The following is a 21,212-nucleotide window of genomic DNA, read 5'->3' on the forward strand; positions in this document are numbered from 1 at the left end:
CATCGCTGTGCTTCGCGTCAGCCGAACGGTTTGGTCCCGCAGAGCATTTCCCGCTTTCCGGCAAAACCTTTCCGGCGCTCCAGCTCAAAACCGGCGGCGATGAGGTTGCGGCGAACGAAGCCGGCGGCGGCATAGGTGGCGAATGTGCCGCCAGGCGCCGTCTTTGCGAAAAGCGCCTGCATGATTTCCAGCGACCACATGTCCGGATTGCGCGCGGGTGCGAAGCCATCGAGAAACCAGGCGTCGAAACTTTCCTCGCTTGCGGAAATGCCGGCGAGCGCTTCGCCACAGACCACCGTCAGGCGCGTTTCGTCATCGAGCTGGATTTCGACCCGTCCTTTCGGCTCGGCGGGCCAGAGGGCGGTGAGCGCCTTGCGTTCGGCATCCACTTCCGGCCAGCGGGAAAGCGCCCGGTCGATTTCCTCCGCCTTCATCGGGTAGAGTTCGAAGGAGATGAAATGCAGTGTGGAGCGGCCGTTGCGCATCTCTTTCCACTGGCGCCATGTCTCGCAGAGGTTAAGCCCGGTGCCGAAGCCTAGTTCGCCGATGCGGAAGGGGCCCTCCTGTTCGAGCCAACGCTCTGGCAGGCCGTTTCCGGAGAGGAAGACATGGCCGCATTCCAGCCGGCCATCCGTCTGGCAATAAAAATGGTCGTCAAAGGCCAGTGAATAGGGCATATCCCCGTCACGCCAGTCGAGCGCGGTGGGGGTTTCCCCGGCCGGTGAACCGGCCGCCGCGCCGGTCTCTGTGATATTTTCGTTGGAATGTTTCATGGCTAAAGCCGATAATCCCGCTTTCGAACAGGGTCAATCTCCAAGATTGCCGGCTTCCGTGCCGCTTCTCATCGTCGGCGGCGGCATCATGGGGCTGTGGGCCGCCGTCAAGGCGGAGCGGCTCGGCATCGATACATTGCTAGTGGAGGCGGATCGCCCCGGCGGCGGCGCCAGCGGCGGGCTGCTGGGCGCGTTAATGCCGCATATGCCGGACCGCTGGTCGGACAAGAAACAATTCCAGTTCGATGCGCTCATTGCGCTGGAAAAAGAGATTGCCGTGCTGGAGGCGGAGACCGGGCTTTCCGCCGGCTACCGTCGCTCCGGCCGTATCATTCCGCTGCCGAAGCAGCATCTGCGCGCCATTGCCGAACGGCACGAACGGGATGCGCTGGAGAACTGGGTGTCGGGCGAGCGCCGGTTCCATTGGCATGTCGGCGACAGGCCTTCGGTCGCGGGCTGGGTGGATGATGCGGCGGGTGAGGCGGGTTTCGTGTTCGATACGCTGGCGGCGCGGGTTTCGCCACGTGCGATGATCACCCTTCTTTCGGCTTTTCTCGGTAAGGCGCGGCATGTGCGGCTGGCGGAAGGTTGCCGCGTCATTTCGCTCGACGCGGATGCCGGGCGGGCGGTGCTGACGTCGGGCGACGCGGTTTCTTTCGGCCATGTCATCGTCGCCAACGGTCATGATTCCTTCCCCCTGATCCGCGATGCGATCGGCCTGGAGGCCGGTGTGACGCTGGGGCAGGCGGTGAAGGGGCAGGCAGCACTTCTCGACGCGGCGGCCGATCCGGCGATGCCGGTCGTGTTCCTGAACGGTCTTTATATCGTACCGCATGAGGATGGCACGGTCGCGATCGGCAGTACCAGCGAAGATTGTTTTTCCGATCCTTTCAGTACGGATGAAAAGCTCGAAAAACTGCTTGCCGATGCGTCTGCCGTTGTTCCCTCGCTCATCCGCGCGCCGGTGCTGGAACGCTGGGCCGGGCTGCGCCCGAAGGCGGTGGGGAGGGACCCGATGGTGGGCACGATCCCCGGTCATCCGAAGCTCGTTGCGCTGACCGGCGGCTTCAAGGTCAGCTTCGGGCTCGCGCATTTTCTCGCCGATGCGGCGTTGCAGACCGTGTGCGGTCACACGCCTGTCATCCCCTCGGGCTTTCGCCTTCAACAACACTTGAGTATTGCCGCTGCGGACTTTAGAAAGTTCTGATCAGGCCGCCCACGTCGTTAATCTGTCACGCAAATCACTTATTTGCTGGCCTGCAACGAGGCCGGTTTGTCCGCATTTGCGGCGAGGTGACAGTGCATGCGATACGCCATTCATTTCACGCCTTCCCCCAATGACCCCCTGACGCAGGCGGCTGCCGCGTGGTTGGGGCGCGATGCCTATTCCGGTCAGGCGGTGGAGCCGCCGGGCATGATCGATCTCGGCATGCAGGAGATTTCCTACCATACGGCCCTGCCGCGCCGTTACGGTTTCCATGGCACGATCAAGGCCCCCTTCCGTCTTGCGGAAGGCCATTCCGAGGCGGCACTTCTGCGTGACCTGATGTATTTTTCCGGCAGGCAGGAGCCCTTCACGCTGCCGCAACTGGTGATAGCAAGGCAGGAGAATGTCTTCAGCCTCGTTCCCGAGCGCCCCTGCGAAGTGCTGCATTTCTTTGCCGCCCGCGTGGTGCAGGAGTTCGACCGTTACCGGGCGCCGCTCTCCGACGCGGAAATCGAGCGGGCGGATCCGGACCGGCTTTCGGCCTCGCAGCTCACCAATCTGCATCGCTGGGGCAGCCCACATGTGATGGATGAGTTCCGGTTCCAGATGTCCCTGACGGGCGGTGTGGAAGCTTCCAGCAGCCAGAGGATAGAGCGGGCCGTGCGCAAGGTTTTCGAGCCGCTGCTGACCCGATCCCTGCAGTTTTCCAGCCTTGCGCTTTTCATCGAGGATGAACCGGGTGCGCCTTTCCGGGTACACTCGCTTCACCCCATGGGCCGTGTTTCCGCCCGAAAGATAGCCTGAAGAGCGCGCCGGAGTAATCGTATACAAAAAAGCATCGGAATGTCGGCAAGATTGATCTCGACATTCCGGATGCGGATGCTACCGTTCGGATATCGCATATCTGAAGTGTGTGTTGCGCCCCTTCCGGGTCATCGCGCTTCGGAGATCTGTTTTATGTCTCCCGAAATCGGTTTCCGCCTTGGGAGAGATGTTCTGGGTGGCTGCATGATTTCCGAAAACTACTCCCGCAATCTGGTGGGCTATGGCCGCAATGTTCCCGATCCGAAATGGCCGGGCGGCGCGCGCATCGCCGTGCAATTCGTCATCAATTACGAGGAGGGCGGCGAGAGCTGCATTCTCGACAATGACAAGGCTTCGGAATCGCTGCTGTCGGAAATCGTCGGCGCCCAGCCCTGGCCCGGCCAGCGCAACCTGAACATGGAATCGATCTATGAATATGGCTCGCGCGCCGGCTTCTGGCGGCTGTGGCGCATGTTCACCAGTCTTGGCGTCACCACCACCGTTTATGGCGTGACCGCCGCCATGGCCCGCAACCCGGAAGCCGTCGCGGCGATGAAGGAAGCGGGCTGGGAAATCGCAAGCCACGGTTACCGCTGGCTGGAATATAAGGATTTTTCCGAAGAAGAAGAGCGCAAGCATATAGTCGAAGCCGTGCGTCTGCACACGGAGGTTACCGGCGAGCGTCCTTACGGCATGTATCAGGGCAAGCCTTCGGACAATACGCTGCGCCTTGTCATGGAAGAGGGCGGTTTTCTCTATTCTTCGGATTCCTATGCCGACGATTTGCCCTATTGGGTGAAGGGTGCGAAGGACGAGCCGTTCCTGATCATTCCCTATACGCTCGAAACCAACGATATGCGTTTCGCCACGCCGCAGGGCTTCAATTCAGGCGACCAGTTCTTCACCTATCTGAAGGATGCTTTCGATGTGCTTTATCAGGAAGGCGTCGAGGGCGCGCCGAAGATGATGAGCGTTGGCCTGCATTGCCGTCTTGTCGGCCGCCCCGGCCGCGCGGCGGCACTTCGCCGTTTCATCGAATATGTGCTCGGGCATGAGAAAGTGTGGATCCCGCAGCGCATCGAGATTGCCCGTCACTGGCATGAACATCATAAGCCGGAGGTGTTTTGATGGTGACGCGTGAGGACTTTGTCACCCGTTTCGGCGGCGTGTTCGAACATTCGCCTTTCATCGCCGAACGGGCCTATGATGCTTGCGGAGCCGGCCTGGAACTGACGGCGAAGGCGGTTCACGCCGCGCTTAGCGCGCAGTTTCGCGCCGCTTCCGAGGCGGAAAGGCTCGGCGTGTTGCGGGCGCATCCCGATCTTGCCGGCAAGCTGGCGATTGCGGGCGAGTTGACGGCCGACAGCCGCAACGAACAGGCCGGTGCGGGGCTGGACCGGCTAACTCCGGAAGAGCACGCTCGTTTTACCGCGTTGAACGGCGCCTATACCGAAAAATTCGGCTTTCCTTTCATCATCGCGGTCAAGGGGCTGAACAGGCATGATATTCTAGCTGCCTTCGAGACGCGCATCGGCAACGGTGCAGCCGAAGAATTTGAGACGGCGACGGCGCAGGTGGAGAAGATCGCCAGGCTGCGCCTTTCCGCGATGTTGCCGGAAGGCTGAATTGGCGAGTGGTGGCCGTTCTGCTAGAATCACGCCGTCTGGAGATTGATACCATGAGACCTTCCGAGGTGCTGGAAAAGAACAGGGAAGCGATCCGCGAAGCGACGAAACGCTTCAACGCGGCAAACCCGCGCGTGTTCGGCTCCGTCGCCCGCGGCGAGGACCGGCCGGACAGCGATCTCGACATTCTGGTGGATGCGCTGCCGGGTACGACATTGTTCGATCTCGGCGGCCTGTTGGAAGAGCTATCGGCCATCATGCGCGGCACAGACATTCATCTGCTGACGCCAGGGGACTTTCCCGAGCGCGTCCGTGTGAAGGTTCTGCAGGAAGCGAAGCCTGTATGAGCGTCGAGCGGCTGCAGGTTTATCTTCAGGATATCAGGCAGGTTGCTTCGGAAACCATCGACTTCGTTCGACTGAAAACGAAGGATGAATTTTTGGCTGATCTCGTCCGCCAACGGGCGGTAGCGATGAACCTTCTGATTATCGGCGAAACGACCGCGCGAATAATGGAAGAGTTTCCCGCTTTCGTGGCGGATTTTCCCGATATTCCGTGGGTCAAGATGCGCGGCATGCGAAACAGGATCGCGCATGGCTATATGAGCATCAATCTTGAAACGGTCTGGGATACGACACAGACGGCGATACCGGACCTTCTGGACAAACTCTCTCTTCTGCGAAACTGGCATGCCCAAGGTGAATGACATTTGACTGATTTTCTCGACATAAAACCTCTCACCAAAGAGGCTTTCGCATCCTTCGGCGATGTGATCGAAACGACACCCTCTTCCATGCGGCATATCAATGGCGGCCAGACCGAGCGGCACCATGCGCTCGCAGCTCCGGAGGCGGCGGGGGAGGGTGCGCGTGTCATCCTCAATATTTTCCGCGGGCAGCCGCGGGCCTTTCCGCATCAAATCGAGATGATGGAACGGCATCCGCTTGGCAGCCAGAGTTTTTCGCCGCTTTCCGGCCGGCCCTTCCTCGTGGTCGTCGCCGATGACGATGGCGGCCGGCCCGGCCGGCCGCAGGTGTTTCTGGCGCGGGGCGATCAGGGCGTGAATTACCGCCGCAATGTCTGGCACTATCCGCTTATGCCGTTGCAGGCGGTTTCGGATTTTCTGGTGGCCGACCGTGATGGGCCGGGTAACAATCTGGAAGAGTATTTTTTCGACAAGCCCTATATGATCGCGGAGCCCAAGCCATGACCGGTTTGACCACCCATGTCCTCGATGCCGCCCATGGCACGCCCGCAGAAGGACTGACGATCGAGCTCTACCGGCTCTCCGGCGATCGCCGCGAGAAGCTGAAGACAGTGAAGACCAATAGCGACGGCCGTGTCGATGGCGGGCCTCTGCTCGTCGGCGACAGTTTCAGGGCCGGGGAATATGAGCTGGTTTTCCATGCTGGCGATTATCTGCGCGGCAAGGGTGTTGTGCTGCCGGAGCCGGCCTTTCTCGATATTATCCCGATCCGTTTCGGCATTGCCGATGAGAGCGGCCATTACCATGTGCCGCTTCTGCTTTCGCCCTATAGCTATTCCACCTATCGAGGAAGCTGATTGCCATGATCTTTGCCGCGATTGCCGATATTCATGGAAACTGCGCCGCGCTTGAAGCCGTGCTGGAGGATATCGCGAGGCTTGGCATCAAGGACATCGTCAATCTCGGCGATTGTTTCAGCGGCCCGCTGGAAGCGGGGTTTACCGGCGATGTGCTTGTTGGCAACTGGATTCCCAGCATTCGCGGCAATCATGACCGGGAACTGATCGACCGTGCCCCGGAGGAGATGGGGAGCTGGGAGAGGCCGGCGCATGCGCAGCTGAGCGCCGCCCATCTGGACTGGCTGCAAACCCTGCCGTTCAGCATGGTGTTCAAGGATGTCGCTTATTGCTGCCATGGTTCGCCGCGTGACGATCTGGAATATTGGCTGGAAACGCTGTCGCCGGAAGGCGTTCTGAAATTGCGGCCGCTGGCCGAAATCGAAGCCATGGCGGAAGGCATCACCCAGCCGCTGATGCTGTGTGGCCATACTCATATTCCCCGCACCGTGCAGCTTTCCGACGGCCGGCTGATCGTCAATCCCGGCAGCGTCGGCTGCCCCGGCTGGAAGGACGACACGCCTTTCGACCATCACGTTGAGGCCGGTCATCCGCTTGCCACCTATGCCGTGCTGGAAGAGACCGGGCGCGGCTGGCAGGTCTATTTCCGCAACATCCGTTACGACAATATGGCCATGGCCGAGATGGCGAAGGTCAACGGCATGTCGCATCTCTCCGAAGCCTTGGCCGGTGGCTGGCTCAAGCGCTGATCCTCACCCCTCGCTGGTCATCACCACGCAGGAATAAGATTGCGCCTTCAGTTCCTTGCAGGCGGAAACCGCCGAAGACTGGTCTTCGAAGCCGGTGAAACGGGCGCGATAGAGGGTTGCCGATCCGCTTTGCACGGCTTCTGTGTAGGGAGCGATCCCGGCATAATTTCCGGCGATGTTGGAGCGGGCATTGGCGAGCAGCGAGCGGGCGGCGGCTTCGCTGTCGGTGGCGGCGATCTGCACTTCCCAGCGGCTTCTCTGACCGGCGGAGACGGCAGCGGGAGCCGGCCGCGGGATGGCCGAAACCTGCATCATGTCGGCCATCTGGTTATTCGCCGTGGCGATCTGTATGGCGACCGGATCCTGGCGGCGCTCGGCGAACATCGGCAATGGTACAGATGCGGGGGGTACGGAGGCGGTGGGCGCGGTGGCGGGCGTCACAGCAAAGGTGCGGCTGACATTGGCGCTGGCGACGAGCTGTTCGGTGTTGCGGCTTCGCGATGCCTGCGGCACGGCCTTGTCCAGAAGGGCGGCCATCTGCGCATCGCGGCTGCGCGCGGTCTTGCCGCCCAGCACGACGCCGACGACGCGGCGACCATTGTGATTGACGGCGCTGACGAGATTGAAGCCGGAAGCGTTGGTATAGCCGGTCTTGATGCCGTCCATGCCCTGATAGCGATACATCAGATTATTATGGCCGCGAATGCGTTTTCCCCGGAAGCTGAAGGATTCCATGGCGAAGAGACCATATTCCTTGGGAAAGTCGCGCTGCAGCGCCAGGCCGAGTTTCGCCATGTCGCGCGCCGTCGTCACCTGCGATTTGCTGGGCAGGCCGGAGGCGTTGCGGAACACCGTTTTCGTCATGCCGAGCTGGCGGGCCTTGCGGGTCATCATCTCGGCGAACCTTGCCTCGGAGCCGCCGAGATGATCGCCCATGCCTTCCGCCATGTCGTTGGCGGATTTGACGATCATGCCGTAGACCGCCTCGCGCACGGTGAAGGTCTGCCCCTGGCGCACATAAAGCTTCGAGGGGATGGTGGCTGCGCCGTTCTTGGACATCTTTATCTTCTGGTCCCAGCGAAGCCGGCCGGAATGCAGCGCCTCGAAGGTCATGTAAAGCGTCATCATCTTGGTGAGCGAGGCCGGGTGGTTCAGCACATCGGCATTGCGGGCGGCCAGAACCTTGCCGGTATTGGCGTCCATGATGAAATGGGCGTAACCGGCCTGCGCAGGCGATGCCTGCAATGAGAGGATCGCGCAAAAGAAGGCGAGTGCGAAGACCCATGCGCCCGCCATTCCCCGTTTGATCGTTCCCGACATAATCCACCCCTTTTGTTCGTCCGCCGCGATGAGCGAAGTTTTACTGACACTTTCCGGCAACAAAACCGCTAAAACTTTAGAGATCGCTTTCATGCTTAATTAAGTATGAATTTCAAGCCGGCGGAAGGCCTCACAATTTCCTTGCAAAGAAACCAACCGTCCGGTATGTTTATAAATATGAAAAATGCACATGAGCGGAAAAAGCAGCCTGAAATCGTTCGCCGCAATCTTCTCGATTGCGCGGCGAAACTCGCTGCGGAGCAGGGTGTTGCGGCGCTTTCCGTGCAGGCGGTGGCCGATGCGGCCGGGGTGACGAAGGGCGGGTTGTTTCATCATTTTCCCTCCAAGCAGGCGCTCCTGGAAGCGGTGATGACTGACCTTCTGGCGGCTCTGGACGCTGAGATTGACGATCTCGTCTCACAGGATTGTGAAGCTTTTGGGAGCTTCACAAGGGCCTATGTGAACGCGGTTTTCTCGGATCGGGGCAGGGATTCGGGCAGGCAATGGGCAGCGATCTCGGTTTCCATGGTCGGTGAACCGTCGCTTCGGCGCATGTGGAACAGCTGGATTGAGGGACGTCTTGCCCGTCATAAAGAAACGGATGACGGGGTGGTACTGGAGATGGTGCGGCTTGCGGCTGACGGCATCTGGTTTGCCGATCTACTGGCCGACGATGGCAAAGCGGGTGGCGACAGGGCGGCTCTGAGGGCCCGGATGATCGCCCAGACGAAAAAGGAAGTGGAACGATGAACGCGGCTGTTTTGACCTATGGGGCGCTTGTCGCGGCCATCGTCTGTGAGGTCATCGCAACTTCCTTTCTGCAGCAGTCGCAGCAGTTCACCAGGCTGTTGCCAACGGTGCTGATGGCGCTGTTTTACGGCGCGGCCTTTTATCTGCTGTCGTTCACGCTGCGGGCGCTGCCGGTCGGCGTGGCCTATGCAATATGGAGCGGGCTCGGCATCGTGCTGATTTCCGGCATCGGCTATTTCGTGTTCCGCCAGGCGCTGGATATCGCCGCCGTTGTCGGCCTCGGGTTTATCGTGACGGGGGTGGTGATTGTGAATGTGTTTTCGAAGACGGTGGGGCATTGAGGGGCTGGGTGGTCTAGCGCGAAGGCGATACCGACCGCCGTCATCCCGGCCTTGAGCCGGGATCCAGCGCGATCAAGTCTTTGATCGCGAGAGACTCTTTCGCGGCGCAGACGCGCCGCGGCTGGATGCCGGATCTAGTCCGGCATGACGGTAGAGAGGTCTGCGAGCTCTCGTTGCCATGCCGGAAGTTCTGCCCTTCTGATATCACGCCAGAATGCTGCGATCCACATCCGTAATCAGCCTTTTGCCGCAAAGCGCCATGCTGATATCCATCTCCTTGCGGATGATCTCCAGCGCCGTCGTCACACCCTGTTTGCCATCGGCACCGAGACCATAGAGGAAGGGGCGGCCGATATAGGTGCCTTTGGCGCCGAGCGCCACGGCCTTCAGCACGTCTTGACCGGAGCGGATGCCGCCATCCATATGCACCTCGACCTTGTCACCAACTGCATCGACGATCTTCGGCAGCATGGCGATGGAGGAGTGCGCACCGTCGAGCTGGCGGCCGCCATGGTTGGAGACGATGATGGCGTCGGCGCCGGTATCGAGCGAGGCGCGGGCATCTTCCTCATCAAGGATGCCCTTGAGGATAAGCTTGCCGCCCCAACGTTGCTTGATCCATTCGACATCCTTCCACGACAGGCGCGGATCGAATTGCTCCGCCGTCCAGGAGGAGAGCGATGACAGGTCGGAGACGTTTTTGGCGTGGCCGACGATATTGCCGAAGCTGCGGCGCTTGGTGCGGGCCATGTCCATGCACCATTTCGGCCGGGTCGCCATCTGCCAGATATGTTTCGGGGTGAATTTCGGCGGTGCGGAGAGGCCGTTGCGCAAATCCTTGTGGCGCTGGCCGAGAATTTGCAGGTCGAGTGTCAGCACCAGCGCCGAGCAGCCGGCGGCCTTGGCGCGGTCGATGAGATTGTTGACGAAATCCCGGTCCTTCATCACGTAAAGCTGGAACCAGAAGGGTTTCGAGGTGACAGAGGCGACATCCTCGATGGAGCAGATGCTCATAGTGGAAAGCGTGAAGGGCACGCCGAATTCTTCCGCCGCTTTTGCGGCCAGCATCTCGCCATCGGCGTGCTGCATGCCCGTCAGTCCGGTGGGGGAGAGGGCTACCGGCATCGAAACCTTCTCGCCGACCATTTCTGTGGCAAGCGACCGATCGGTCATATCCACCAGCACGCGCTGGCGCAGCTTTATCTTGGAAAAATCATCCTCATTGGCGCGGTAGGTGCCTTCCGTCCATGCGCCGCTATCGGCGTAGTCGAAAAACATTTTTGGCACACGGCGCTGAGCCTGTTGCTTCAGGTCCGCTATGGTGAGGATTTTGCCCATGGATAAAGCCTTCACATTTGAATGATGGCTTCACATAACATGAATGGGATGGCTGCGACATTAAAATCGACGGGGTCCATCACCAGAAAGCCCGCAAAAACAGCTCGGCTCCCAATAAAAGCAGGCAGATGAGGAACCAGCGCCGGAATGTGGCCGGGCTGACGATGTTACGGATTTTCTGGCCGAGCCACATCCCGAGAAGCGCGGGCATCACGGCGAGTGCGGAAAGCGACAGGTGCTCAACGCGGAAGGCGTTCTGAGAGGCAAGGCCGGCGGCAAGCGCAATGGTCGAAACGGTGAAGGAAAGGCCGAGCGCCTGAACGAGATCGTCGCGGTTGAAACCGAGCGACTGTATATAGGGCACGGCGGGGACGACGAAAATTCCGGTGCCGCCGGTCAGTAGGCCGGTTGTCAGCCCTATGGCCGGTGAGAGTTTGAGTTCCAATCGTGGGGGCACAGAAAGGGGTTTGGCGAAGAGGCTGTAGGCCGCATAAGCCGCGAGGCACAAGCCAAGCGCCGATGTGGTCCAGATACCGGTGCCTGCCGTCATCAGCCGGATGCCGATGAGGGTGCCGGCGGCGATGGCGATCATCATCGGCCATAGCCGCGCGATGATGGCCCTGAAATCCGGCCCGGCCAGCAATTGCCAGATATTGGTGACGAAGGAGGGCAGGATCAGCAGCCCTGCGGCAAGGACGGGCGGCATGAACAGGCCGAGCACGCCCATGGCGACGGTGGGCAGCCCCATGCCGGTCACGCCCTTGACGATGCCCGCGACGGTGAAGGTCGCGAAGACCATCAGCATGGTGGTTGTGCCTAAGTCCGGCAAGGGCGCACTCCAGAGGTCATTTGCATTTCGGCCGGTGTGGCGTCAGCTTTTCATAAGAAGCGAGCGGGTGTGGCGCGGCTTCTTCTCCCCGCCGGGGAGAAGGTGGCCCGAAGGGTCGGATGAGGGGGCAACGTTGCCGTATCTCGCCACCCTTGCCCCCTCATCCCGCTGCCGCGACCTTCTCCCCGGCGGGGAGAAGAAAGACGAGGCACCCGCTCACTCCAATATGTGACCGATATAAATGAGGCCGCAGCTTAATGCTTCGGCCCCAGCCGAACTATGCCAGCACGCTCTTCATCGCTCTGCCGGCCACATAGGTCTCAACCACCGTGCGGTCGTCGCCCATGGTCAGCATCAGGAAGAGTTCTTCCGTCAGGCTGTTCACCACTTCCATCTTCAGCGCCATGGCTGGGGTGGAAGAGGCGTTGAGCACGGTGATGTCTGCGTCCGTGCCGGCATCCAGCGTGCCGATGCGGTCGACCATGGAAAGCGCCTCGGCATTGCCGCGGGTCATCAGGTACCAGCTTTCCAGCGGGTTGAGGCGTTCGCCCAGCAATTGCTGGATTTTGTAGGCCTCGTCCATGGTACGCAGCATGGAATAGCTCGATCCGCCGCCGATGTCGGTCGCAACCGCGATGCGAACAGGCTTTTCGCGCCGCTGCAGCTTTTTCATCGGGAAGAGGCCGGAGCCGATGAAGAGGTTCGAGGTGGGGCAATGCACTGCCACCGCGCCGGTTTCCGACAGCACATCTGCCTCGCGGTCAGAGAGGTGGATGGCGTGGCCGAGCAGGGTCTTGTTGCCCATCAGGCCGTAACGCACATAGATGTCGGTATAGTCGGTCGCTTCGGGGTAAAGCTCGCAGGTATATTTGATCTCGTCCAGATTTTCGGACAGATGCGTCTGGATGAAGAGATCGGGAAATTCCTGCGCCAGCGCCTGTGCAGCTTCCATCTGCTTCGGTGTGGAGGTGATGGCAAAGCGCGGGGTGATGGCGACGTGGTTGCGGCCCTTGCCGTGCCAGTCGGCGATGACCTGGCGCGTCTCGTCATAGGAGGTTTCCGGCGTGTCCAGCAGGCCCTGCGGGGCGTTGCGGTCCATCATCACCTTGCCGCCCACCATCAGCATGTTGCGCTTCATGGCCTCAGTGAAGAAGGCGTCGGCGGAGGTCTTGTGCACGGAGCAATAGGCGGCGGCCGTGGTGGTGCCGTGGCGCAGAAGCTCGTCGTAAAAATGCGTGGCGATGCGCTGGGCATGGGCGCTTTCGACGAAACGGCACTCTTCCGGGAAGGTATAGGTGTTCAGCCATTCCAGCAGATTGGCGGCGTAGGAGCCGATGACCTGCATCTGCGGGAAATGCAGGTGCATGTCGATGAGGCCCGGCACGATGAGATGCGGCCGGTGATCCTTTTCCTCGATGTCTTCGGGCGCTTGTCTGCGGATAGCGGCGTATTCGCCGATGGCGGCGATCCGGCCGTCTTCGATCAGCAGGCCACCGTCTTCTATATAGAGATAGCTTTGCGTATCGTCGATAGTGAGCGGCGCGCGGCGGAAGCTCAGCAGGCGGCCACGCAGCAGAACCATGCTCATTCAGTCTTTCCTTCGGCTTTTCCAGCCCCGGAAACCGCGCTTTCGTACCAGGCGGTCAGCAGCTTGCGCTCATCCGGGGTGATGGCGGTGATGTTGCCGGGAGGCATGGCATGGCTGCGGCCGGCTTGCAAATAGATTTCGCGGGCATGGGCGGCGATCTGTTCGTCGGTTTCGAGCTTCACCGATTTCGGTGTGAAGGGCACGCCTTCCCACACCGGTTCGGCCGCATGGCACATGGAACAGCGGCCCTGGACCACATCGCGCGCCTTGGCAAAATGGGTGTCGGCGACGAATTGCTGCTGCATCGGCGAAAGCGTCGCTGCTTTCTGTTCTTCCTCGCCGGTCAGCACTTTCGGCACGGTGGAGAGCCACATGATGACGATGAAGATGAGGGCGGTCAGCAGCCAGGTCCATGTGGGTTTTCCCTTGCGGGCATGGGTGGTGTTGAACCAGTGGCGGATGGTGACGCCCATCAGGAAGACGAGTGCCGCGATGATCCAGTTAAACTGCGTGGCAAAGGCCAGCGGATAATGGTTCGACAGCATGAAGAAGATGACGGGCAGCGTCAGATAGTTGTTGTGCAGTGAGCGCTGTTTGGCGATGCGGCCATATTTCGGGTCCGGCGTGCGCCCGGCGATCAGGTCGGCAACCACGATCTTCTGGTTGGGGATGATGATGAAGAATACATTCGCCGACATGATGGTGGCGGTGAAGGCGCCGAGATGCAGGAAGGCGGCGCGGCCGGTGAAAACCTGTGTGTAACCCCATGCCATCGCCACCAGCGCGACATAGAGCACAATCATCAGGCCCCATGTATTGTTGCCGAGCGGCGATTTGCAGAGGAAATCGTAAAACAGCCAGCCGATGGCAAGCGAGGCGAGCGACAGACAGATGGCCTGGAACTGCGTAAGCGCCAGCACCGAATGGTCGATGAGGAAGAGATCGGCGCCGCCATAATAAACGATGCAGAGCATGGCGAAGCCGGACAGCCAGGTGACATAGCTTTCCCATTTGAACCATGTCAGGTGCTCGGGCATCTGGGCAGGCGCGACCAGATATTTCTGGATGTGGTAAAAGCCGCCGCCATGCACCTGCCATTCCTCGCCATAGGCCCCCGGCGGCAGATGCGGCCGTTTGACCAGCCCGAGATCGAGCGCGATGAAATAAAAGGATGAGCCGATCCAGGCGATGGCGGTGATGACGTGGAGCCAGCGGACGGCAAAGGCCATCCATTCCCACGCAATGGCATATTCGTACATGCGGTTCCCCTGATCCTTGTGCAGCGCACCTTGCGAGAAATTTGGCCTTTAGGAAAGGGAAAAGCAGAGGGCAGGAGGTGATTGTTCACAATCTGACGCCTTTGTGTCCGCAATCTCAGTTGAGTTCGCCCGTGTACGTGGGTTGGCCCGGTAAAGTTGCAGCCGCTCATTCCTGTCGCATAGTTTGTGCTTAGCTGGCTAACGCGACTCAGCTATTATCCTTTGTGCAGTCTGCCGATGTGCTAGGATATAAGGCTGCGGAGTCCTGCGGGGCGCCTTGCCGGAAATCCATTCCGGTTTTACGCCGATGCGCAGGGCTTCCATGACATGTTTCGCTGGCGGTTCTTCCGAAAGCGGGCGCTGCGAACCCTGGGTTGGGGGCAGATCAGGGGGCAGGTATCGCAGTTCCCGGCGCCGTTGTGTCCGGGTGGGTGTTGATGTGAAATTTGAATAAAGGGACGCAATGATCTTCCGGCAGCCGCCGTTGTTTCAACGGAGACCATGCCGATGCGCCTTGTTCTGACGGTCCTCTTCTTATCTCTGGCGTTCAGCGCCACCGCGCTTGCCCATGAATCCCACAAGGGGTTCAAATATGAAAGCTATTGCTGCAATGGCGACGCCCAAACCGGCGACTGCCAGATGATTCCCACGCGCAGTGTTCGTGTCACGCCTGACGGTTACGAGGTCTCGCTCGCACCCGGCGATCACCGCATGGTCACCCGACGCCATGTCTTCAACTGGTCGCAGCGCGAGGCAAGACGATCCGAGGACGGCGAATATCATCTCTGTCTGTTTCCGGATGAGGACACGCCGCGCTGTTTTTATGCGCCGGACATGGGGTTTTGAGGCAGTTGCTGCGGCCGGCTTTCCTCGATCCGCTTCAATATCCAGTCGCGAAACAGCCTTATCTTGCGAATGTTCCTGCGGTTTTCGGGGTAGACCAGCCAATAGTTCTTTCCTTCGCTGCTGAGGTGCTCGAAGGGCTGATAAAGGCGGCCGAGCGCAATCTCATCGGCATAGAGTTCAGGGGTGAGCATGGCCACCCCCTGGCTGGCGATTGCGGCGGCGGCTTCGAAGGCCTGCACATTGAGGCGGCTGCGGGGATAACGGTCAAGGCCGGGATTTTCAACACCCACTTCCCGAAACCATTGGCTCCACCAGATGTCGCCGGGGTCGATGATGCGCAGGCGCAGCAGGTCTTCCGGCTTGTGCAATCCGCCGATGCTTTCGGCAAGGCCCGGATGCAGCATCGGCGTATAAACGCCGCGCAGCAGTTGATGGTAGATCAGCCCTTTGCCGCTATCTTTGCTCCAGCGAATGGCGACATCGCAATCCGACTGGGAAAAATCGATCAATGCGCTTGATGTGTCGAGCCGCACGGCAATCGAGGGATGTTCGAGCTGGAAAGCACCCAGATGCCGCGAAAGCCAGCGTGAGGCGAAGGTAGCGGTGGAATGGATTGTCAGGGTCGCATCGGATGTGTCACGCACATTGTCGACGGCCTCCCGCAGATTGTTGAAGGCTTCCGCGACTTTCGGCGCAAGTTTCTGCCCGGCCTCCGTCAGCGAGACCTGCCGCGCCTTTCTGATGAAGAGCGGCTCGCCGATATTCTCCTCCAGCAGTTTCACCTGATAGCTCACCGCCGTCTGGGTCATGCCCAGCTCTTCGCCGGCCTTGGTGAAGCTCAGATGCCTTGCGGCAGCTTCGAACACCCGCAGGGCGTTCAAGGGAAACTGGCGGGACATTTTCATGGATAAGTTCTCTTTATGCCAATTGCCGAAGGTTTCATTGGTTTTTCTCCGGAAAACAGAGCATTTTTAGCTCAATTCATCAACTGAGCTTCTGACATTTTTGAATGGAGACGAACATGCGCACAGCACTCTTGCGCGCGTGGTCCCGCCTGCGCGCGGGTCTGCGGACAGCGGAACGGTTTACTCTTGAAAGCCTTCAACCCGACAATCTGGCGGATGAAAGCCTGCCGGACGGGCTCAGGCGTGATCTTGGCCTTGAGGATGGCCGTGTCGATTTTCGCTGCGACGGATTTCGGCAGCGGAAAATGCTTGCAACAACTCGGCTGCCACAAGGGCCGCTATGATCGCAGGCCGCTTATCCCTGACGCTGTTGCCGCCGATGGGCAGGATGAGCTTTGCAAGGCGGGACATGGGCTCTCCCTCCCGCTCCAGCCAATGGGCGAAGGTGGCGCGTTTGGTCTTCGAACCGATCATGCCGACATAAGCGAGATCGTCGCGGGCAAGCGCTTCCTTCGCAATCAGGAAATCGAGCGCGTGATCGTGGGTGACGATGATGGCCGCGCCGTTTGCGGGGATTTTCGCGACGAGCGCCTCCGGCATGGGGGTCAGCACGGATGCGATGTTCACTGGAAGATCGTGCAGTTCGTTTTCCCGCGTTTCCACCACAGTCAGGGTCAGGGGCAGCAGCGACAGCGCCTCGGCCAGCGCCTTGCCGACATGGCCCGCCCCGAAAATGAAGACGGCCGGCTGCTGCTCGGCCTCGCCCTTCACCCTCGCTTCCAGCGCTGCCGCGATTTCCGCGGTTATCAGCCGGAACCGGAGCAGGGTGCGGCCGCCGCAGCACTGGCCGATTTCTGGGCCAAGCGGAATATCCATACGGTCTTCGGTAGAACCGCTCCGCAGCATGGCTCGGGCGTGGTCCATGGCCATATATTCGAACTGCCCGCCGCCGATGGTTTCCCACAGGCCGTCTTGCGAGACCAGCATGAAGGTTCCTGCCTCACGCGGGGAGGACCCTTTCACGGCCTCGATTTCCACGAGGATTGCGGCGGGGGAGCGGGCGAGGAAGTTGGAAAGGGAGGTGTCAGGCATTGGTGCTGGCCCCCTCATCCGGCGCTTCGCGCCACCTTCTCCCCGGCGGGGAGAAGAAACCTGCCGCACTGTTGTGGCAATTCAAGAGGCTTTTGGCCGCAGCGGGGAGCTTGCGGGAACTTTCTTCTCCCCGCCGGGGAGAAGGTGGCCCGAAGGGCCGGATGAGGGGGCTTGGCCGCATGGATACTCCCCCTCACACCTTCTTCAGCCGTTCCACCGCCATCAGAACCCGCTCGGGCGTTGCCGGCGCATCGAGGCGCGGGCAGACCTTGTAATCGGCGACGGAGGCGACCGCCATGGAGAGGGCTTCGAGAACCGAGATCGCCAGCATGAAGGGCGGTTCGCCCACGGCTTTTGAGCGGCCAATGGTGGGTTCGGCATTTTCCGCCCATTCCGCCAGCCTGACGTTAAAGCTCTTCGGCCGGTCGGAGGCGAGCGGGATCTTGTAGGTGGAGGGCGCATGGGTGCGCAGCCGCCCCTTGCCATCCCACCATAATTCCTCGGTCGTCAGCCAGCCCATGCCCTGCACGAAGGCGCCCTCGATCTGGCCGATATCGATTGCGGGGTTCAGCGACTTGCCGACATCGTGGAGGATATCGGTGCGCTCCATCATATATTCGCCGGTGAGCGTATCGATCGACACTTCCGAGCAGGCCGCGCCATAGGCGAAATAATAAAACGGCGTGCCGCGGCCGGCGGCGCGGTCCCAGTGGATTTTCGGCGTCTTGTAAAAACCGGCGGCGGAAAGCTGCACGCGGGCGAAATAGGCCTTTTTGATGAAATCGTTGAAGGCGATTTCCTCAAGACCGATGCGCACCCGGTTCGGCAGGAAGACGACCTCTTCTTCCGGCACGTTCCAGTTCTCGGCGGCGAATTTGACCAGCCGCACGCGGATCTGGCGGGCGGCGTCATAGGCCGCCATACCGTTGAGGTCGGTGCCGGAGGAGGCGGCGGTGGCCGACGTGTTCGGCACCTTGCCCGTTGTCGTGGCTGTGATCTTCACCCGGCCGATATCCACCTGGAAGGCATCCGCCACCACCTGCGCCACCTTGGTATAAAGGCCCTGGCCCATTTCGGTGCCGCCATGGTTCAGGTGGATGGAGCCGTCATTATAGATATGCACCAGAGCGCCGGCCTGATTGAAGGCGGTCATGGTGAAGGAGATGCCGAATTTGACGGGCGTCAGCGCAATGCCCTTGCGGATGATCGGGCTGGTTTTGTTGAACTCTATGATCGCCTCGCGTCGCGCGCGATAGTCGCTGGAGGTTTCCAGCTCTTCGACGATTTGGGCGACGATATTGTCCTCAACCTCCTGATGATAGGGCGTCGTGGTGCGGCCCGAGCCGGTCTCGCCGTAGAAATTCAGCTTGCGGATATCGAGCGGGTCCTTGCCCACCGCATAGGCGATTTCCTCGATGAAACGTTCCGCCCCCAGCATGCCCTGCGGCCCGCCGAAACCGCGAAAGGCGGTGTTGGAGACCGTGTGGGTTTTCAGCGGCCGCGAGGTGAGATGCACATGCGGATAGAAATAGCTGGAATCGGCATGGAACAGCGCGCGGTCCGTCACCGGGCCGGAGAGATCGGAGGAAAAACCGCAGCGGGCGGCATAGGTGGCGTCGACGGCGTGGATGCGGCCTTCTTCATCGAAGCCCAGTTCGTAATCGACGCGGAAATCGTGGCGCTTGCCGGTGGCGCTCATATCCTCGTCGCGGTCGGGGCGGATTTTAACGGCCCGGTTCAGCTTCTTGGCGGCGATGGCGCAGAGGGCGGCGAACTGGTTGCCCTGCGTTTCCTTGCCGCCGAAACCGCCGCCCATACGGCGCACCTGCACCGTGACGGCGTTGGACGGGACCTGAAGCATATGGCTGACGATGTGCTGGATTTCGCTCGGATGCTGGGTGGAGCTCCATAACGTCACCTCGTCATCCTCGCCCGGTACGGCCATGGCGATGTGGCTTTCGAGATAAAAATGCTCCTGCCCGCCGATCCGCATGGTGCCGGTGAGGCGACGGGGTGCGACATCCATTTCGATTTTGGCATCGCCGCGCTTGAGTGTCATCGGGTCAATGACCAGCGCGCCGCCATTTTCAATCGCCGTGTCGATATCGGTGAAATGCGGCAGGTCCTTATAGGTGATCTTTGCTTTCCGGGCCGCTTTTCTGGCGATATCGCGGGTTTCGGCGAAAACCGCGAAGATCGGCTGGCCGTGGAATTCCACCTTGGTTTCGGCAAGGAGTGGCTCGTCGTGACGGCCGCCGGAAGAGATGTCGTTTTCGCCGGGTACGTCCTTGGCAACCATGACCCAGAGCACGCCGGGTGTTTTTTCCACTTCCGAGAGGTCCATCGAAACGATTTCGGCATGTGCCCGGTCGGAAAGGCCGAGAGCGCCGTGGATCAGTCCGGCGGGTTCCGGAATATCGTCGATATATTCGGCGCTGCCGGTCACATGCTTATGGGCGGAATCGTGCCGGAGCGAAGCGTGCATCGGGCCGTCGATTTCGGTCTTGGTCTTGTCGAAGCTTGTGGTGTCCATGGTTCAAGCTCCTTCTTGGTGAATTACGGCATATGACAGCGATGATAGTCCCTCATTCCTGTGCTTGTCACAGGAATCCAGCCAGCCCATGTCTTTGGGCTGAAAAGAGTCTTTCGCCGCGCAGACGCGCGTCGACTGGATTCCTGTGACAAGCACAGGAATGAGGGAGGTTGAGCGGTTCGCCATCGCCATCATCACGCCTCCTCCAGCGAGAAACGGCTGAGTTCCTGCTTTTGCCCCGAAGTCTCGAGGAAAAACCGCGTCAGTAGGTTCTTGGCCGTCAGTTGCCGATATTCGGCAGTCGCCCGCCAGTCGGTCAGCGGGGTAAAGTCCTCATCGAGCACATCGCGTGCCGCATCGATCGTTTCCTGGCGCCAGGGCTTGCCGAGAAGGGCCGCCTCCAGATGCGCGGCGCGTTTGGGCGTGCCGGCCATGCCGCCAAAGGCGATGCGGATGTCTTCGACCGCGCCATCGGCATCGAGCGTCAGGTTGAAAGCGCCGCAGAGCGCGGAAATATCCTCGTCGCGGCGCTTGGAAATCTTGTAGACGGCGTAGAGGCTTTCCGGCTTCCGGAACGGGATGAAGAGCTTTTCGACGAATTCGCCGCTCAACCGGTCCTGTTTGCCATAGTCGATGAAATAGCTTTCCAGCGGCAGGCTGCGGTTGCCGGAGGAGGATCGCAAGGTCAGCGTCGCCCCGAGCGCGATCAGCGCCGGCGGCGTGTCGCCGATGGGCGAACCGTTGGCGATATTGCCGCCGATGGTGCCCATATTGCGTACCTGCTCGCCGCCGAGGCGGTCGAACAGCCGGGCAAGCGGCGGGAAGTGTTCCGCAACGGTCTTGAAGGCCTGGCTATAGGTGACGCCGGCGCCGAGTGTCACGCCGTCCGCATCTACGGTGATGGTTTGCAGATCCCCGAGATTGTTGATGAATATGACCGGGTTCAGCGCCCGCATCTGCTTCGTCACCCACAGGCCGACATCGGTGGAGCCGGCCACGATGGTCGCTTTCGGCTCAGCGGCGTAAATCTCGGTCAGTTCGGCCAGTGTCGCCGGAACGATGGTGCGGTTCTCGCCGTGGGTGACGGTGATCGTTTCATTGGCGCGGATTGCCCAGAGCCTTGCCATGATATCGGTGCGGTCCCGTTGCAGCGGGTCGAAGAGCGCGCTTGGGCGGGCGGCGGCGATCTTTTCGGCGGCGCGGACGATCGGCTCATAACCCGTGCATCGACAGAGATTGCCTTGCAGCGCCTTTTCGATGTCGGCGCGGCCGGGGTTTTCACTGGCAAGCCACAGGCCGTAAAGCGACATGATGAAGCCCGGCGTGCAGAAACCGCATTGCGAGCCGTGGAAATCCACCATCGCCTGCTGCACGGGGTGTAGCGTACCGTCGCGCGCGGCCAGATGCTCGACCGTCACGATATGGGTGCCGTGCAGCGAGCCTAAAAAGCGGATGCAGGCATTGACGCTTTCATAACGCAGCGAGCCATCCAGCAGCCGCCCGACCAGCACCGTGCAGGCGCCGCAATCGCCTTCCGCGCAGCCTTCCTTGGTCCCGGTCAACCGCTTGCTGATGCGGAGATAATCGAGAAGCGTGTCTGTCGGTCCGAAATCCTTCAGCGAGATGGTTTCGCTGTTGAGGATGAAGCTGATCGCGTCGTTCATGCAATGCCCTGCTTTTTTGACCGGCT

At 60.6% G+C, this 21,212-nt stretch carries 22 protein-coding genes; 12 read left to right on the forward strand and 10 right to left on the reverse strand.

Annotated elements, in window-relative coordinates; genetic code table 11:
• Positions 1 to 17: 17 nt before the first annotated feature.
• A complete protein-coding gene (mnmD, locus tag PIB16_RS07560) occupies positions 18 to 773 on the reverse strand; it encodes a tRNA (5-methylaminomethyl-2-thiouridine)(34)-methyltransferase MnmD (RefSeq protein WP_271045333.1) in 756 nt (251 codons plus the stop codon).
• Between mnmD and PIB16_RS07565 the strand changes: the two genes are divergently transcribed.
• The 9 genes from PIB16_RS07565 (at position 772) to PIB16_RS07605 (ending at position 6,721) form a co-directional block, all read left to right on the forward strand.
• A complete protein-coding gene (locus tag PIB16_RS07565; RefSeq protein WP_271045334.1) occupies positions 772 to 1,980 on the forward strand; it encodes an NAD(P)/FAD-dependent oxidoreductase in 1,209 nt (402 codons plus the stop codon). The genes mnmD and PIB16_RS07565 overlap by 2 nt on opposite strands.
• 96 nt (positions 1,981 to 2,076) lie before the next feature.
• Positions 2,077 to 2,784 carry a DUF1045 domain-containing protein gene (locus tag PIB16_RS07570; protein ID WP_271045335.1) on the forward strand — a complete coding sequence of 236 codons (708 nt, stop codon included), beginning with the start codon at positions 2,077 to 2,079 and terminating at the stop codon, positions 2,782 to 2,784.
• Between the two features lie 204 nt (positions 2,785 to 2,988).
• Positions 2,989 to 3,912 carry an allantoinase PuuE gene (gene puuE, locus PIB16_RS07575; protein WP_271045485.1) on the forward strand — a complete coding sequence of 308 codons (924 nt, stop codon included), beginning with the start codon at positions 2,989 to 2,991 and terminating at the stop codon, positions 3,910 to 3,912.
• Complete coding sequence (gene uraD, locus PIB16_RS07580) at positions 3,912 to 4,409, forward strand: 2-oxo-4-hydroxy-4-carboxy-5-ureidoimidazoline decarboxylase (RefSeq protein WP_271045336.1); 498 nt, start codon at positions 3,912 to 3,914, stop codon at positions 4,407 to 4,409. The genes puuE and uraD overlap by 1 nt, the downstream gene beginning before the upstream one ends.
• Before the next feature lie 53 nt (positions 4,410 to 4,462).
• Entirely contained in the window at positions 4,463 to 4,756 is a 294-nt protein-coding gene (locus PIB16_RS07585) for a nucleotidyltransferase family protein (RefSeq protein WP_271045337.1), read from the forward strand.
• Positions 4,753 to 5,115 (forward strand): HepT-like ribonuclease domain-containing protein, encoded by a 363-nt coding sequence (locus PIB16_RS07590; RefSeq protein ID WP_271045338.1) that lies wholly within the window; start codon positions 4,753 to 4,755, stop codon positions 5,113 to 5,115. The genes PIB16_RS07585 and PIB16_RS07590 overlap by 4 nt, the downstream gene beginning before the upstream one ends.
• Positions 5,116 to 5,118: 3 nt before the next feature.
• Positions 5,119 to 5,619, forward strand: coding sequence for an ureidoglycolate lyase (locus PIB16_RS07595; RefSeq protein ID WP_078051730.1), 501 nt, complete (start codon positions 5,119 to 5,121; stop codon positions 5,617 to 5,619).
• On the forward strand, positions 5,616 to 5,972 hold the full coding sequence (uraH, locus tag PIB16_RS07600) for a hydroxyisourate hydrolase (RefSeq protein WP_271045339.1): 357 nt from the start codon (positions 5,616 to 5,618) through the stop codon (positions 5,970 to 5,972). Before PIB16_RS07595 ends, uraH begins: the two co-directional genes overlap by 4 nt.
• Before the next feature lie 5 nt (positions 5,973 to 5,977).
• Complete coding sequence (locus PIB16_RS07605) at positions 5,978 to 6,721, forward strand: metallophosphoesterase family protein (protein WP_271045340.1); 744 nt, start codon at positions 5,978 to 5,980, stop codon at positions 6,719 to 6,721.
• Between the two features lie 3 nt (positions 6,722 to 6,724).
• Here PIB16_RS07605 and PIB16_RS07610 read toward each other — a convergent pair whose 3' ends face one another.
• Positions 6,725 to 8,017 carry a D-alanyl-D-alanine carboxypeptidase family protein gene (locus tag PIB16_RS07610; protein WP_271045486.1) on the reverse strand — a complete coding sequence of 431 codons (1,293 nt, stop codon included), beginning with the start codon at positions 8,015 to 8,017 and terminating at the stop codon, positions 6,725 to 6,727.
• A gap of 189 nt (positions 8,018 to 8,206) precedes the next feature.
• On the opposite strand from PIB16_RS07610, the gene PIB16_RS07615 reads away from it, so the two are divergent.
• Positions 8,207 to 8,791, forward strand: coding sequence for a TetR/AcrR family transcriptional regulator (locus PIB16_RS07615; RefSeq protein ID WP_271045341.1), 585 nt, complete (start codon positions 8,207 to 8,209; stop codon positions 8,789 to 8,791).
• Positions 8,788 to 9,132, forward strand: coding sequence for a DMT family transporter (locus tag PIB16_RS07620; RefSeq protein WP_065655045.1), 345 nt, complete (start codon positions 8,788 to 8,790; stop codon positions 9,130 to 9,132). The genes PIB16_RS07615 and PIB16_RS07620 overlap by 4 nt, the downstream gene beginning before the upstream one ends.
• A 204-nt stretch (positions 9,133 to 9,336) precedes the next feature.
• On the opposite strand, the gene PIB16_RS07625 is transcribed toward PIB16_RS07620, so the two are convergent.
• The 4 genes from PIB16_RS07625 to puuD form a co-directional block, all read right to left on the reverse strand.
• Positions 9,337 to 10,470: an alpha-hydroxy acid oxidase gene (locus PIB16_RS07625; protein ID WP_271045342.1), complete on the reverse strand. Its 1,134-nt coding sequence runs from the start codon at positions 10,468 to 10,470 to the stop codon at positions 9,337 to 9,339.
• A gap of 79 nt (positions 10,471 to 10,549) precedes the next feature.
• Positions 10,550 to 11,269: a sulfite exporter TauE/SafE family protein gene (locus PIB16_RS07630; protein WP_078051937.1), complete on the reverse strand. Its 720-nt coding sequence runs from the start codon at positions 11,267 to 11,269 to the stop codon at positions 10,550 to 10,552.
• A 307-nt stretch (positions 11,270 to 11,576) separates the two neighbouring features.
• Positions 11,577 to 12,887 carry a guanine deaminase gene (gene guaD / locus PIB16_RS07635; RefSeq protein WP_271045343.1) on the reverse strand — a complete coding sequence of 437 codons (1,311 nt, stop codon included), beginning with the start codon at positions 12,885 to 12,887 and terminating at the stop codon, positions 11,577 to 11,579.
• The gene (gene puuD, locus PIB16_RS07640; protein WP_142779597.1) at positions 12,884 to 14,146 is read right to left on the reverse strand and encodes a urate hydroxylase PuuD; all 1,263 of its coding nucleotides are present in this window, start codon (positions 14,144 to 14,146) and stop codon (positions 12,884 to 12,886) included. Before puuD ends, guaD begins: the two co-directional genes overlap by 4 nt.
• Before the next feature lie 507 nt (positions 14,147 to 14,653).
• Between puuD and PIB16_RS07645 the strand changes: the two genes are divergently transcribed.
• Positions 14,654 to 14,992 carry a hypothetical protein gene (locus tag PIB16_RS07645; RefSeq protein WP_174039553.1) on the forward strand — a complete coding sequence of 113 codons (339 nt, stop codon included), beginning with the start codon at positions 14,654 to 14,656 and terminating at the stop codon, positions 14,990 to 14,992.
• On the opposite strand, the gene PIB16_RS07650 is transcribed toward PIB16_RS07645, so the two are convergent.
• The 4 genes from PIB16_RS07650 to xdhA form a co-directional block, all read right to left on the reverse strand.
• Entirely contained in the window at positions 14,968 to 15,897 is a 930-nt protein-coding gene (locus tag PIB16_RS07650) for a LysR substrate-binding domain-containing protein (RefSeq protein ID WP_065655650.1), read from the reverse strand. The genes PIB16_RS07645 and PIB16_RS07650 overlap by 25 nt on opposite strands.
• 237 nt (positions 15,898 to 16,134) lie before the next feature.
• Positions 16,135 to 16,989, reverse strand: a complete 855-nt coding sequence (gene xdhC, locus PIB16_RS07655) for a xanthine dehydrogenase accessory protein XdhC (protein ID WP_271045344.1) — start codon at positions 16,987 to 16,989, stop codon at positions 16,135 to 16,137.
• A gap of 193 nt (positions 16,990 to 17,182) precedes the next feature.
• Positions 17,183 to 19,522 (reverse strand): xanthine dehydrogenase molybdopterin binding subunit, encoded by a 2,340-nt coding sequence (gene xdhB / locus PIB16_RS07660; RefSeq protein ID WP_271045345.1) that lies wholly within the window; start codon positions 19,520 to 19,522, stop codon positions 17,183 to 17,185.
• Between the two features lie 194 nt (positions 19,523 to 19,716).
• Complete coding sequence (gene xdhA, locus PIB16_RS07665) at positions 19,717 to 21,186, reverse strand: xanthine dehydrogenase small subunit (protein WP_271045346.1); 1,470 nt, start codon at positions 21,184 to 21,186, stop codon at positions 19,717 to 19,719.
• Between the last annotated feature and the right edge of the window lie 26 nt (positions 21,187 to 21,212).

It is taken from the genome of Agrobacterium sp. ST15.13.015, from assembly GCF_027871645.1.
Classification (GTDB): Bacteria; Pseudomonadota; Alphaproteobacteria; order Rhizobiales; family Rhizobiaceae; genus Agrobacterium; species Agrobacterium leguminum.